12 protein-coding genes and 1 other RNA gene are annotated in these 12825 nt (G+C 54.6%); 10 read left to right on the top strand and 3 right to left on the bottom strand.

The window, feature by feature from the left end; all coding sequences use genetic code 11:
• Positions 1 to 21 precede the first annotated feature (21 nt).
• Complete coding sequence (locus ACQYWX_RS04485) at positions 22 to 444, top strand: ClpXP protease specificity-enhancing factor (RefSeq protein ID WP_127968623.1); 423 nt, start codon at positions 22 to 24, stop codon at positions 442 to 444.
• A gap of 70 nt (positions 445 to 514) precedes the next feature.
• On the opposite strand, the gene ACQYWX_RS04490 is transcribed toward ACQYWX_RS04485, so the two are convergent.
• Genes ACQYWX_RS04490 through ACQYWX_RS04500 form a run of 3 tightly spaced genes read right to left on the bottom strand, consistent with a single transcriptional unit; the run spans position 515 to position 3387 of the window.
• Positions 515 to 1108, bottom strand: a complete 594-nt coding sequence (locus ACQYWX_RS04490; protein ID WP_279506789.1) for a phosphoheptose isomerase — start codon at positions 1106 to 1108, stop codon at positions 515 to 517.
• Positions 1109 to 1156: 48 nt separating this feature from the next.
• Positions 1157 to 1531: a YraN family protein gene (locus ACQYWX_RS04495; protein WP_216736731.1), complete on the bottom strand. Its 375-nt coding sequence runs from the start codon at positions 1529 to 1531 to the stop codon at positions 1157 to 1159.
• Entirely contained in the window at positions 1531 to 3387 is a 1857-nt protein-coding gene (locus ACQYWX_RS04500) for a penicillin-binding protein activator (RefSeq protein WP_279506792.1), read from the bottom strand. The genes ACQYWX_RS04495 and ACQYWX_RS04500 overlap by 1 nt, the downstream gene beginning before the upstream one ends.
• A gap of 182 nt (positions 3388 to 3569) precedes the next feature.
• On the opposite strand from ACQYWX_RS04500, the gene rsmI reads away from it, so the two are divergent.
• The 9 genes from rsmI to mraY all read left to right on the top strand — a co-directional run bounded on the left by rsmI (position 3570) and on the right by mraY (position 12818).
• The gene (gene rsmI, locus ACQYWX_RS04505) at positions 3570 to 4418 is read left to right on the top strand and encodes a 16S rRNA (cytidine(1402)-2'-O)-methyltransferase (RefSeq protein WP_431688020.1); all 849 of its coding nucleotides are present in this window, start codon (positions 3570 to 3572) and stop codon (positions 4416 to 4418) included.
• A 72-nt stretch (positions 4419 to 4490) separates the two neighbouring features.
• An RNA gene (gene rnpB / locus ACQYWX_RS04510) (RNase P RNA component class A) lies at positions 4491 to 4856 on the top strand.
• A 436-nt stretch (positions 4857 to 5292) separates the two neighbouring features.
• Positions 5293 to 5697, top strand: a complete 405-nt coding sequence (gene mraZ / locus ACQYWX_RS04515) for a division/cell wall cluster transcriptional repressor MraZ (protein ID WP_011399600.1) — start codon at positions 5293 to 5295, stop codon at positions 5695 to 5697.
• A gap of 4 nt (positions 5698 to 5701) precedes the next feature.
• Positions 5702 to 6631, top strand: coding sequence for a 16S rRNA (cytosine(1402)-N(4))-methyltransferase RsmH (gene rsmH / locus ACQYWX_RS04520; protein WP_279506796.1), 930 nt, complete (start codon positions 5702 to 5704; stop codon positions 6629 to 6631).
• Positions 6631 to 7026, top strand: coding sequence for a cell division protein FtsL (gene ftsL / locus ACQYWX_RS04525; protein WP_279506797.1), 396 nt, complete (start codon positions 6631 to 6633; stop codon positions 7024 to 7026). Before rsmH ends, ftsL begins: the two co-directional genes overlap by 1 nt.
• Entirely contained in the window at positions 7023 to 8795 is a 1773-nt protein-coding gene (locus ACQYWX_RS04530) for a peptidoglycan D,D-transpeptidase FtsI family protein (RefSeq protein WP_431688021.1), read from the top strand. The genes ftsL and ACQYWX_RS04530 overlap by 4 nt, the downstream gene beginning before the upstream one ends.
• 1 nt (position 8796) lies before the next feature.
• The gene (locus tag ACQYWX_RS04535; RefSeq protein ID WP_431688022.1) at positions 8797 to 10314 is read left to right on the top strand and encodes a UDP-N-acetylmuramoyl-L-alanyl-D-glutamate--2,6-diaminopimelate ligase; all 1518 of its coding nucleotides are present in this window, start codon (positions 8797 to 8799) and stop codon (positions 10312 to 10314) included.
• 42 nt (positions 10315 to 10356) lie between these two features.
• On the top strand, positions 10357 to 11688 hold the full coding sequence (locus tag ACQYWX_RS04540) for a UDP-N-acetylmuramoyl-tripeptide--D-alanyl-D-alanine ligase (RefSeq protein ID WP_431688023.1): 1332 nt from the start codon (positions 10357 to 10359) through the stop codon (positions 11686 to 11688).
• A 47-nt stretch (positions 11689 to 11735) separates the two neighbouring features.
• Positions 11736 to 12818: a phospho-N-acetylmuramoyl-pentapeptide-transferase gene (gene mraY / locus ACQYWX_RS04545; RefSeq protein WP_127968633.1), complete on the top strand. Its 1083-nt coding sequence runs from the start codon at positions 11736 to 11738 to the stop codon at positions 12816 to 12818.
• The last annotated feature ends 7 nt before the right edge of the window (positions 12819 to 12825 follow it).

The following is a 12825-nucleotide window of genomic DNA, read 5'->3' on the forward strand; positions in this document are numbered from 1 at the left end:
CAAATTGAATTGGCAATACCAATGACTCCCAGTCGTCCCTATTTGTTGCGAGCTCTGAACGAGTGGATTCTTGATAATCATCTAACGCCATACGTGGTTGTGGATGCGTCGCTTCAGGGCGTAGATGTGCCACGTGACTTTGTAAGCAACGGCCAAATTGTGCTTAACATCAGTCCGCAAGCGGTGCGCGGCTTGAACATAGGTAATGATTATCTTGAGTTTAGCGCTCGTTTTGGTGGCGTGCCGCGTCAAGTGTCCGTTCCGATAATGGCGGTGCTGGCGATATACGCGAAGGAAAATGGTCAGGGCATGGTCTTTGGTTCTGAACCGGGCGGGGCTCCAGAGCCGCCTAGCAATAAGGGTAAGCCAGGATCTTCTCCAACGCCTCCACCGAAAGGCGGAGGGCGAGATGGCTCCAAGCCGAGCCTGAAGATAGTCAAATAAGAGATTAGAGCTTTAGAGTCTGAAGAGCCGGAAGCATGGTGAAAGTCGTGCTTCCGGCTTTTTTGTTGCGTTAGTCTATTGGGCCAAAAATTTCGCGGTCGATGTAGTCGCAAAGAGTATGGATTGTTAACAGGTGTACTTCCTGAATACGTGCGGTAGAGGTCATTGGAACTCGGATTTCAACATCCTCGGCCTGGAGTAAGGAGGCCATGTTTCCGCCATCTTTTCCTGTCAAAGCAACCACTCTCATCCCCCTGTCATGGGCTGCCTGTATCGCTTGAATTACATTCGCAGAATTGCCGCTTGTGGAAATAGCTAAAAGTACGTCGCCTTCAGAGCCCAGGGCGCGTATCTGCTTGGAGAATACTTCGTTGTAGCTGTAGTCGTTAGCGATGGATGTCAGTGTCGAAGTGTCAGTCGTCAGAGCGACTGCTGGTAGGCTGGGGCGCTCACGCTCAAAGCGGTTTAGCAGTTCTGAGGAGAAGTGTTGCGCATCTCCGGCGGAGCCGCCATTGCCGCAGGAGAGAATTTTGTGATCGCTAAGAAGAGCGTGAACCATCAACTGGCCTGCCGCCTCAATCAGTGGGGGGAGTGATTGTGCGGAAACTTGCTTCGCTTTAATGCTTTCTTCGAAGAGGTGGATGATGCGTTCAATACTGTTCATATAAAAATCCGGAATTAACGGTGGTGTACGTTGGTGCGAAAGGTGGCGTCACCAGCAGCTAAATGCGTCTGGTATCCATTGAAAGCCGGTATTTGATTTGAGGTTTCCCACGATAACATCAAATCGGCATGGCATGTCTGTTAAACCTTTCTTCTGAAGGTATATGTTTGCGGCAAGGATAATGCGTTGCTGCTTTTTTTGAGTAATAGATTCTGCTGCGCTGCCAAACTTATCGCTGCTGCGGTGGCGCACCTCTATAAATACCAAGTGCTCGCCGTGTTTGGCGATGAGGTCAATCTCTCCCCCTTTGCAGCGGAAGTTGCGCTCAAGGATGGTGAATCCTTGGGCGCGTGCGAAACTTTCCGCTTGGCTCTCTGCGGCGCGGCCAATATCAATAGACTTGATCAGGCGCTTAAAGGGCATTATTGGGAGATTGGCTCAGGGCTGTTTAACTCCGCTTTCGCCACGCCTCTTTCAAATATCGCCCATTCCAGTATGCGGCGAATTTGCTGGGCGTCATTCATAAAAAGGTTGCCTGTCGCGCCTTGTATCTGGCTGTCAGGAAATTGGCGCATGAGGCTGAGTCGTGGGGCGATAGTGTAAGCATCGGCGCCCATTGCATACAGCCTTTCGTAGCGCGTGGTGTCTGCGACATAACGAATATCTTGTTTGAGTGGCAATGACTGGCTCAATAACCAAGGCGTTTCCGTAAAATGAATGCCATTCAAGTCGTGGTCTTTATCTGGCTGAGGGACGCCACCGTAAATTTGTGATGTAGCGTAGACTGGCAGGTCGCTGGCGTAGTGAAACAGCAGTAAGGGTTTTAGCTGTCTGGCTACATATGGCGTAGAGATCATGATGATGGCATCAATATCCTGTCGGCGACGCGGTTCATACTCAAATTTGCCTGCAACTGACTTTAGCTTTCTGGCTCTTTGCTTGCTTGCGTTGATCTGCAACAGGTGGGCGATGCCGTCTGAATAATTTTCGCCCTCAACATATTTGTATGGGATAGGTAAAGGCAGGTTGGCTGCCTCGTATTCTCTGTCCAGCACGCTGGCGAGTTTTATCGCCCAGGGTGAGTCAGGGTAAATCACTGCGACGCCGCGCTTTCCTTCCGACATCAGCTTTCTGGCTATCTGGCGCACTTCGTCTTCGGCGGCGAGTCCGTATTGGTACATTCCGGGAGGCGGAGTGACGCCTTCGTCCAGGTAGTTCAATGCTAGTACAGGAGGATCAAGTTCAGGGAAGCCGGCAAGCTGGGCGACGGCCTCTTTTTCCAGAGGGCCAATAATCAGGTCGTAACCTTCCAGCTGCAGCGAGAGATAGAGGTCGGCGATATTTTCGATAGAGCCTGAGTCTATAATCTGAATTTCCGGGCCTTGTCCGTTGCTCTCGCTGCTGTTGATATCTTGATAGTAGGCGGCTAGGAAGCCGTCACGAATAGCTTCTCCTGCTTTAGCCAGATTACCGCTTAGCGGCGCCAGTAGTGCGATTTTGCTGGGGCGCTCATTGGGCAGTTCCGCCAGCATCTTGAGCTCGGCAGGGAGTCTTTTGGCTGCAGGGTGGTCCGCCCATTGCTGGCGCCAGCTTTTTAGCGCCGCCAATTGCATTTCCAGGCTGAACTGGTTCTGACGTACGGCGGTGATCAGTTCAAGCCAACCGCGCCAGTCGTAGTCTTGCGCCGTTTCCAGCGCGCGGCTCAGCTCAAGGCTGGGCGTGGCGCGCAAGGCGTTCCAAACGTCATCCAGCACCCGCCAATACTCTTCGCCAGTATAGAGACCTGATGCGTAAACCAGAAGTTGTGCGGCGTCCAATGAGGAGCCTGTCGCCATAAGCGCTTTGGCGTGCAGTTCATTGGCGCGAAGCTGAATATCCACGGGCCGGCTGGCGAAAGCGCCGGATGGGGCGGCGTTGAAATAAGAAAGAGCTTGGTCTGGTCGATTCTGCTCCAGGGCCAGTGTCGCGCCGAGGATAATATACTGCTCCATCTGGGGCTGAGTCAGGGTGGTGGAGTTGATGGACTCCACCACTTTTTGTGCGTTTGCGTAGTCGCCTCGCGCCAAGTAAATGTCCAGTGCTTTTAATTTGTGGTTGGCTTGCTCGGGCGGTAGCGTATTTTGAGCAAGCTGAAGCTCTCTTTCCGCTTCGTCCTGAGAGGTTGCGCCTTGCGAGCTGGAGTCGCCGCCTCTGACGGATAAGCCCTCACAGCCGCTTAAAAAAGACAGGAGTAATGTTAAAAGCAGGACGTGAAATGGATAATTATGTTTTCGCTGCATGCGCTTACCAGAGAGCAATAGTTATAAGTCAGGCCGGTTTTATGGTTAACTTAGGCCGGCCGCGGCGGTTATATAATGGCGGCGATATGCGAGAAGCCGAGTGTAAATATAAAAGCAACGGCCATTCTAGCAAAGGCCAAGGTTGGGGTGGAAATTTCAGTTATTAACAAGATGAAAGAATTATGAGCGAAGCAAAGGGTGTTTTATACATTGTAGCGACCCCGATTGGTAATTTGGATGACATGACTCCCAGGGCGATCGCCATATTGAAATCGGTGGACCTGATTGCGGCGGAAGATACTCGGCACAGTGGCAAGTTGTTGAGTCACTTTGGCGTTGATGCGCCGATGACCTCTTTGCATCAGTTCAATGAAGAGGCGAAAACAGAGCGCTTGTTGTCAGAACTGGCGGCAGGTAAGTCCATCGCTCTGATATCTGATGCAGGGACGCCGTTGATATCGGACCCGGGGTTTCCGTTGGTGCGAGCGACCAGAGAGGCTGGCTTCGCCGTCACGCCAGTTCCCGGCGCCTGTGCGTTGGTGGCGGCTTTATCCGCTTCCGGCATGCCGAGTGAACGGTTTGTCTTCGAAGGGTTTCTGCCCGCCAAGGGTTCTGGGCGGCGTGGGCGTTTGCAGGAGCTGGCTGACGAACCCCGGACCATGGTGTTCTATGAGTCTCCTCATCGGATCTTGGCGATGATGGAAGATTTAGAGGCGGTGATGGGGGCCGCCAGGGAGGTGGTGATCGCCAGAGAGCTGACCAAAACCTTCGAGACGATAAAAGCGGGCTGTGTTCAGGAGGTTAAAGCCTGGATGCTGGCGGATGGAAATCAGCAGCGCGGGGAGTTCGTCGTGTTGGTGAAGGGGGGGCGCAAAGAGCAAGGCGACTCTGTGGAAATCAAAGTGTCGCAATTGCTGCAGGCGTTGCTCAAAGAATTGCCTGTTAAAAAGGCGGCGGCGTTGGCGTCTTCGTTGACGGGTGTCGGTAAGAATGAGCTTTATCAGCAGGCGCTGGCGTTAAAGGGCGAGTAAGTTTGCGACTTCTTTAATGACTTGCTGGCGCAAAGCTTGTGTCGGAAGAGGGAAATCGCTAATCTTGCCGCCAGAGCTTGTTAGGCAGTCGCTGTTTCGCATCCTTTATTGGGCGCGGGATGGAGGAAAGTCCGGGCTCCACAGGGCAAAGTGCCAGGTAACGCCTGGGCGGCGCGAGTCGACGGAAAGTGCAACAGAAAGTATACCGCCTAAGTCTGCTTCGGCAGAACGGTAAGGTTGAAATGGTGCGGTAAGAGCGCACCGCATGGCTGGTAACAGTCCATGGCGATGGAAAACCCCACTCGGAGCAAGACCAAATAGGGATCCAATGGCGTGGCCCACGCTGGATCCGGGTAGGTCGCTAGAGGTGCATGGCGACATGCATCCCAGATGAATGACTGTCCACGACAGAACCCGGCTTACAGACAAGCTCTTCTTTTCTCTTTTTAACCCTGAAACTCTTGCGTATGAGAGTTTCAGGGTTAACTTCTCTTAACAATGAAACTGTGCGGCCGATAATTGGGCGTGCACATACCTCGTTTTATTTACCAATGCGGTCTTTATAGCTAAATATTCTTAGATGCGAGCTTGTATCTAAAGAAATTCCTCTAGCGCTTTGATTGCAAAGCTATTTTTGTCTCAAATCTGTCTATTTTTTCCCCTTTTTTTCTGTAACTACTTGTCTTTTAAGAGGAAATTATTGACCCATCCGTAACTTAATCATCTTGAAATAATGCCTTCCGCTTTCTATAGTGTGTAAAAGTGGGTAAAAGTGGATGATTGTGGTTTTTTGTGGCGAAAACCTTCTGAGATGGGCAAATAAGTGTTTAGAGGGGTCAATGCGATCAACATGGATTCAAAGGGGCGCTTTGCTATGCCGACGCGTTACCGGGATCGTATTGCCGAAATAAGCAATAACCAAATGATTGCGACCATTGATACACAAGAACGCTGCCTTCTGATTTATCCATTGCCGGAGTGGGAACAGATTGAAAGCCAGATCGCCGCGCTTCCCGCGTACAACCCGGCGACTCGGCGCATCCAGCGGCTCTTGTTGGGCCACGCCACTGAACTTGAAATTGATGGTGCGGGACGCGTGTTGTTGTCTCAGCCGTTACGTGAATACGCATATCTGGATAAGAAATTGATTCTATTGGGTCAGGGTAAGAAGTTTGAGTTGTGGGACGAAGATCACTGGACGAAGCGGCGCGATGAATATCTGGACGAGGATGCGCTTGGTCAGGATGTCCCAGAAGAACTGATGAACATCGCGCTATAACACTATGGAAAGTAATCAATACGGACACGTAACGGTTTTATTGGCCGAGGCTGTTGAGGCTCTGGGCGTCAAGGCGGATGGGCTTTATATAGACGGCACCTTCGGGCGCGGCGGACACAGTGCGGAGATATTGAAAGCGCTGGGGCCGCAAGGGCGACTGCTGGGTATCGACAAAGATCCACGTGCGAGGCGGACGGCGATGGAAAGGTTTTCTGGCGATGACAGATTTCTATTCCGGCAAGGCTCCTTTGCTGACATGGCCTCGTTTGTTGCGGAACTGCAATGGCCTGGCGTTGACGGCGTACTGCTTGACTTGGGTGTTTCCTCCCCGCAGTTGGATGAAGCCGAAAGGGGCTTCAGCTTTATGCAGGACGGGCCATTGGATATGCGGATGGACCCGGACAGCGGACAGTCTGCTTCAGAATGGGTGAATACCGCAAAAGAAGAAGAAATTAGCAAGGTGCTTTGGGACCTGGGCGAAGAGCGTTTTGCGCGGCGGATGGCGAAGGCCATCGTGGCGGCGCGTCAGACTCAGCCCATTACCCGGACCTTGCAGCTGGCGGAAATTGTCGCGGCGGCTAATCCCCGCTGGGAGAAAGGCAAGAATCCGGCGACGCGAGCGTTTCAGGCTATCAGGATATACATCAACAGGGAGTTGGACGATCTGGCCCAGGGGCTGGAGCAGGCGTTTGGAGTGCTAAAGCCAGGCGGACGCCTGACGGTTATCAGCTTCCATTCTCTCGAAGATCGCATGGTCAAACAGTACATGCGGGATATTGTACGAGGGCCCAAGACTCCGAAATGGCTGCCGGTGGTGGATGATGCGCCGCCAAAAGCCAAATTGGTAGGTAAGAAAATCCGCGCAGGCGAAACTGAACTCGCGGCCAATGTACGGGCGCGCAGCGCCGTAATGCGTGTATTGGAGAAATGTTGATGATTTTGATTCGTTCTACAGGTCAGGCTACGCCACTGACGACAAGACGCAGCAAAACGGTTCGTGAGCCGATTTTGCCCGTCGTACTGGAGTGGTGGGGTGAGACGTGTCGCCTTGCCGCAAGCATGATCAAGGGGCGGGCGTTGATCACTTTGTCATTGTTGGCGGCTCTGGTGGTGTCCGGCGTCGCCACGGTGTACGCCGTGCATTTGAACCGGCAGCAGTTTATTGAACTACAGACGCTGCAGCGGGATAAAGACCGCTACGAGCGCGAATGGACCCAGCTATTGCTGGAGGAAAGCGCCTGGAGCGCGCACAGCCGAGTGGAGCAGATTGCGGATCAGCGTTTTGGCATGCATGTGCCTGACGCCACCAAGATAGAGATTGTGAGATGAAAGCCAACGACCGGCGGACAGCTCAACGAGGCGCCATGGAGCAGACTGAGAGCGGGCAAGCAGCCCCGGCCATGCTCTGGCGCTATTACGCTGTGGCTATCGTGTTGGTCGCGTGTTTTATCGTGCTGGTCTGGCGCGTTATTGACTTGCAGGTGATTAATCATGAGTTCCTGCGTTCGCAAGGCGATATGCGCACAGTACGGGTTGAGCCGATTCAGGCGACCCGCGGCAAGATACTGGATCGCAACGGCGAGCCTTTGGCGGTCAGCGCGCCGGTTGTGACCTTATGGGCGAACCCGCAAGAAGCGCAGGAGAATGATGAAGGCTGGCGTAAGCTGGCGGATTTGCTGGGCATGCAGTCCGACGAGATGGTGAAGCGGCTGCGTCGTCATAAAGGCAAAGAGTTTATTTACGTACAGCGCCAACTATCGCCGGAAACCGGGCGCTTGGCGATGGACCTGAAACTGCAAGGGCTGTACGCAAAACGCGAATTCAAACGCTATTACCCTGCTGGGGAAGTGGCGGCGCATATCGTTGGCATCACGGATATCGACGAAAAAGGTCAGGAAGGCATTGAGCTGGCTTTTGATGAGTATCTGCGCGGCGTTAATGGCAGCAAAAAGGTGCTGAAGGACCGCCGTGGTTATGTGATTAAGGACTTGAGCCTGCTGCAGGACGCGCAATCCGGTACTGACCTGCGGCTCAGTATCGATTTGCGTTTGCAGTATATGGCGTATCGGGAATTAAAGGCGGCGGTTGAGGCGCACCACGCAAAATCCGGGTCGCTGGTGATACTGGATGTGAGGACCGGAGAAGTGCTGGCGATGGTTAACCAGCCTTCGTTCAACCCCAATAATCGGGACAGTATGAACCCCTCGGGGTTGCGAAATCGGGCGGTGACGGATTTGTTCGAGCCCGGGTCCACCGTCAAACCCTTGTCGATAGCCGCAGCGCTTAAGACAGGGAGTTTTACAACGGAAACCCGGATCAACACCAGTCCGGGTTTCCTGCGTTTGAATGGGCAGACTATTCGCGATGCTCGCGACTACGGCACGTTGGACCTGGTTTCTATCATTACCAAGTCCAGCAATGTCGGAACTAGCAAGGTGGCGTTGAAAATCGGCGGAGAAGCGGTTTTTGAAACTTTCTACCAAGCTGGCTTTGGACAGTCGTCTGGCATTGAGTTTCCAGGGGAAGCGGTAGGCGTGTTGCCGAATTTCACCAAATGGCAGCCGATTCGCCTGGCGACGCTGTCATACGGTTACGGACTGTCAGTCACTACGCTGCAGCTGGCTCAGTCATACATGGCGATCGCCGCCGATGGCGTGCGCAGGCCAGTAAGTTTGATTAAGGGCGGACAGCAAGGAGTTTCTCCGCAGGAGGTTATGTCGCCGGGCATTTCCAAGCACATCAGGGAAATGCTGGAGACAGTGGTGTTAAAGGGCGGTACAGGAACCCGGGCGCATGTCGCGGAGTATCGTGTGGCGGGTAAAACCGGCACCACTCACAAAGTTGGCGAGCATGGCTATGCGGATGACGCCTATAACGCGGTGTTTGCAGGTTTGGCTCCGGTTGAGAAGCCCAGACTGGCGATGGCGATCTTGATGAATGAACCGCAGGGCTCTGAATATTACGGCGGAGAAGTCTCCGCGCCGGTTTTCGCCAGAGTGGTGGCCAATGCGTTGCGCCTGCTGAATGTGGCGCCGGATCGGGCTATCCCTATGGTCGCAGGAGCAAGCGGCTCCGATAGCAAAAGGAATGGAGGCTGATATGCCGGGTGTCGCGCAACAACGACTGGCGGAACTGTTAAAGGGAATCACGGAGGTGCCAGCCGCTTTGGACTGCTGGCTGTCTGATATCCAGCAAGACAGCAGAAAAGTCACCAGTGGCGCTTTATTTGTCGCGGCTGAGGGCGTCAGTTCAAATGGCGCTCAATATGTGGAGGATGCGCTGGCCAGAGGCGCTCGTGCAGTGCTGCTGCCAGGAACGCGTCAGCATGTTTATGAAAAAGGCGATGTTGTCTTTATTGAGCTCGATAATGTGCGGCCAGTGGTCGGGATTATCGCGCACCGGTTTTTTGGTCAGGCGACGCATCGCATGAAAGTGGTGGGAGTCACCGGTACTAACGGTAAGTCCTCCGTCACCCATTACGTTGCGCAACTGGCGGAAGGGCTGGGGATGTCGGCGGCGGTAGTCGGCACGCTTGGCTACGGTCGCCCGAACAGTCTGAAAGCGACGACGCATACCACGCCGGATGCAGTGTCTCTGCACCGGGTGCTGGCGGAGTTGCGTGATGAAGGCATTGAACTGGTGGCGATGGAGGTGTCCTCCCATGCGCTGGATCAGGACAGAGCGGCGGGCGTTAACTTTGATGTCGCGGTGTTGACCAACATCACCCGGGATCACTTGGATTATCACGGCACGCTAGAGGCGTACGCTGAAGCAAAAAAACGGCTGTTCCTGTCGGACTCAGTGCGCTGGAAAGTCTTCAATCAGGATGACCCATATGGCGCGCGCTGGGCGCAAGAGCTGCAAGGGCCGAAAACGCTGACGTTTAGCGTCGGAAAACGAGATCAGTCCGCGGCGAACGTATGTGCGGAAGACGTACATTTTGACGCCGATGGAATGAGCTTTGAGCTTGATCTTGGCGCAACCCGTGAACCCGCGCGCTTGGCGCTGGTTGGTGAATTTAATTTATCCAATGCGTTGGCTGCTTGCGCGGCCATGTCGGCATTGAAGGCGGAGCCGCAGGCTGTACGTCAGCAGATGGCGCGATTGACGCCAGTGGCGGGACGTATGCAGCCGCTGCATGAAGATAAGGCTCCGACCGTTGTGGTGGATTACGCGCACACGCCGGATGCCCTGGAAGTTGCATTGAAGGCGGCGCGCAGGCATTGCCCTGGACGTCTCTGGTGCGTGTTTGGCTGCGGCGGCGACCGAGATCCAGGCAAGCGGCCTTTGATGGGGGCCGTCGCTGCGCAATATGCGGATGAGGTGGTGCTGACTGATGACAATCCTCGTGGAGAAGATCCGGAAAGTATTGTCGCGCAGATTGTGAAAGGCGCGGAACAAGGCGCGCACTTTCAAGTGGTGCGTCCCAGAAATGACGCCATCCGTTTCGCAGTGGAGCATGCCGCCCTGGAGGATGTGATTTTACTGGCCGGCAAAGGACACGAGGATTACCAGGAGATTCAAGGGCGGCGCATGCCGTTCTCGGACATTGAGATAGCCCGCGACTGTTTGGCCTCTGTCGCTGGCGTGAGAAGCTCCGCCAACGGCGAAATTTGATGAAGAGATGAAAAAGAGATAGAGACGATGATCGGAGACTGGTTGACAGATGACATAGCGAAAGCGGTCGACGGAACGGCTGAAGGCGACAATGTTGCTTTCACGCGCGTGACGACCGATTCCCGGGCGGATTGCTCCGGCGCTTTGTTCGTCGCGTTGAAAGGCGACCGCTTCGATGGCCATGAATATATAGACGCCGCTGTTTCTAAGGGCGCTGTCGCCGTACTGGCGCAACGCAAAGTGGCGGCGGACGCGGCGCAGATTATCGTGCCCGATAGCTTGGTTGGTCTGGGACGGCTGGGCGCCCTGAACCGGAGTCGCTTCGACGGACCAGTGGCGGCTGTCACCGGCAGCGCGGGTAAGACCACGGTGAAAGAGCTGCTGGCTTCTATATTGTCCCAGCGCGGCGAGGTCTGTAAGACCCAGGGCAACTTCAACAATCACATTGGCGCGCCATTGAGCCTGCTGCAGTTGACTGACGCTCACAAAAGCGCGGTGTTTGAGCTGGGAGCCAGTGCGGTGGGAGAGATCGCCTACACAGTGGCGCTTGCGCGCCCGCAGGTGGCGATTCTGAATAACGCCGCCGCCGTGCATATCGAAGGGTTTGGCGATCTGGCGAGCATTGTTAAAGCCAAGGGCGAGATCGTCTGTGGTTTACCTGAAGATGGCGTGGCGGTGCTGAACAAAGACGACGCTAACTTCTCCGCATGGGTGGAAATGGCGGGGGCGCGCAAAGTTATCAGTTTTGGTATGGATGAGTCTGCGATGGTGAGAGCGCAAGACGTGAACCTGGAGCTAAACGGCTCCACGTTTCAGTTGTGCGCGCCAGAGGGTGACATTGATGCGACGCTGCCGTTGCCGGGTGCGCACAACGTGCGCAACGCGTTGGCCGCTGCAGCTGCTGCATTGGCGTTGGGATGGACGTTGAATGAAGTCCGCGACGGTCTCGCGTCAGCGGTTCCTGTAAAAGGCCGCATGAACAAGTTACTGGGAATTAATGGGAGTGTCATTCTTGATGACACATACAATGCCAGCCCAACTTCAGTGAAGGCCGCGATTGACGTCCTGGCCCGCTATCCAGGGCGTCGAATCGTTGCGCTGGGGCACATGGGAGAACTGGGCTCCGTTGCGGAGGAAGCGCATAGGGAGGTCGCTCAATACGCCAGGGACAATGGCGTAGACATGTTATTGGGAATAGGCCGCTGGGCGGCGGAATATCGTGAAGGTTTCGGGGATGCGTCCCCGGTTGTTACTACTCATGACGACATCGCCGCATGGTTGCGCGAGCGCCTGGATTCTAACACTACGGTGCTAGTGAAAGGCTCACGGAGCGCGGCGATGGAAAACGTTGTGAAGCAGATTGTGGAGAAATGAAATCGTATGAACGTCCGTTCATCAAACGCGATGGGAGACGGGGCTAAATGCTAGTCTGGTTAGCTGATTTTCTAGCGCAGTATTTCAGCATTTTCAGTGTGTTCCAGTACCTCACGCTGCGTGCGATCCTGGGTGTCTTAACGGCGCTGCTGATCTCTTTGCTGGTGGGTCCGGTGATGATTCGCAAGCTCAGCTATTACCAGATCGGGCAAGCGGTCAGAGACGATGGCCCTGAGAGCCATTTCAGCAAAGCCGGCACGCCGACTATGGGCGGCGCTTTGATTTTGGTGGCGATTGCAGTGAGCACATTGTTGTGGGCGGACCTGACGAATCGCTACGTGCTGATCACATTGGGCGTGACCCTGTTGTTCGGCGCCATCGGCTGGGTGGATGACTGGCGCAAAGTCGTCGAGAGAAACCCTAAAGGTTTGCCGGCGCGCTGGAAGTACTTCTGGCAGTCCGTGTTCGGCTTTGGCGCGGCCGTCGTGTTATTCAAGACCGCCCATTTGCCGCAGGAAACGACGTTGATCGTTCCTTTCTTCAAGGACGTCACCCTGGCGCTTGGAGTGGGGTTTGTGCTGTTGACTTACTTTGTCATCGTGGGCGGCAGTAATGCCGTCAACCTGACTGACGGCCTGGATGGGCTGGCGATTATGCCAACCGTAATGGTGGGCGGCGCCTTGGCCGTGTTCGCTTATTTGTCCGGTCACGTGAAGTTTGCAGAGTACCTGCATATTCCTTATCTGCCGGGAACCGGTGAACTGGTGATATTCCTGGGTGCGCTAGTTGGCGCAGGGCTGGGCTTTCTCTGGTTCAACACTTATCCGGCGCAGGTGTTCATGGGGGATGTTGGCGCATTAGCGCTTGGCGCCGCGCTTGGCGTTGTGGCGGTTATCGTCCGTCAGGAATTGGTGTTTTTTGTAATGGGCGGCGTGTTCGTAATGGAGACGGTGTCCGTGATTCTACAGGTGGCGTCATACAAGCTGACCGGAAGGCGTATCTTCCGCATGGCTCCGTTGCACCACCATTTTGAGCTCAAAGGCTGGCCGGAGCCGAGAGTTATCGTGCGGTTTTGGGTCATAACCGTAGTGCTGGTGCTGATTGGTTTGGCGACGTTGAAGATCAGGTAATTCGTTC

Origin of the sequence: Hahella sp. NBU794, assembly GCF_050749805.1 — a bacterium.
Classification (GTDB): domain Bacteria; phylum Pseudomonadota; class Gammaproteobacteria; order Pseudomonadales; family Oleiphilaceae; genus Hahella.

Coding starts and splice junctions, on each gene's coding strand:
- ACQYWX_RS04485 (WP_127968623.1), top strand. CDS start 22: ATGACTCCCAGTCGTCCCTATTTGTTGCGAGCTCTGAACGAGTGGATT.
- ACQYWX_RS04490 (WP_279506789.1), bottom strand. CDS start 1,108: ATGAACAGTATTGAACGCATCATCCACCTCTTCGAAGAAAGCATTAAA.
- ACQYWX_RS04495 (WP_216736731.1), bottom strand. CDS start 1,531: ATGCCCTTTAAGCGCCTGATCAAGTCTATTGATATTGGCCGCGCCGCA.
- ACQYWX_RS04500 (WP_279506792.1), bottom strand. CDS start 3,387: ATGCAGCGAAAACATAATTATCCATTTCACGTCCTGCTTTTAACATTA.
- rsmI (WP_431688020.1), top strand. CDS start 3,570: ATGAGCGAAGCAAAGGGTGTTTTATACATTGTAGCGACCCCGATTGGT.
- mraZ (WP_011399600.1), top strand. CDS start 5,293: ATGCCGACGCGTTACCGGGATCGTATTGCCGAAATAAGCAATAACCAA.
- rsmH (WP_279506796.1), top strand. CDS start 5,702: ATGGAAAGTAATCAATACGGACACGTAACGGTTTTATTGGCCGAGGCT.
- ftsL (WP_279506797.1), top strand. CDS start 6,631: ATGATTTTGATTCGTTCTACAGGTCAGGCTACGCCACTGACGACAAGA.
- ACQYWX_RS04530 (WP_431688021.1), top strand. CDS start 7,023: ATGAAAGCCAACGACCGGCGGACAGCTCAACGAGGCGCCATGGAGCAG.
- ACQYWX_RS04535 (WP_431688022.1), top strand. CDS start 8,797: ATGCCGGGTGTCGCGCAACAACGACTGGCGGAACTGTTAAAGGGAATC.
- mraY (WP_127968633.1), top strand. CDS start 11,736: ATGCTAGTCTGGTTAGCTGATTTTCTAGCGCAGTATTTCAGCATTTTC.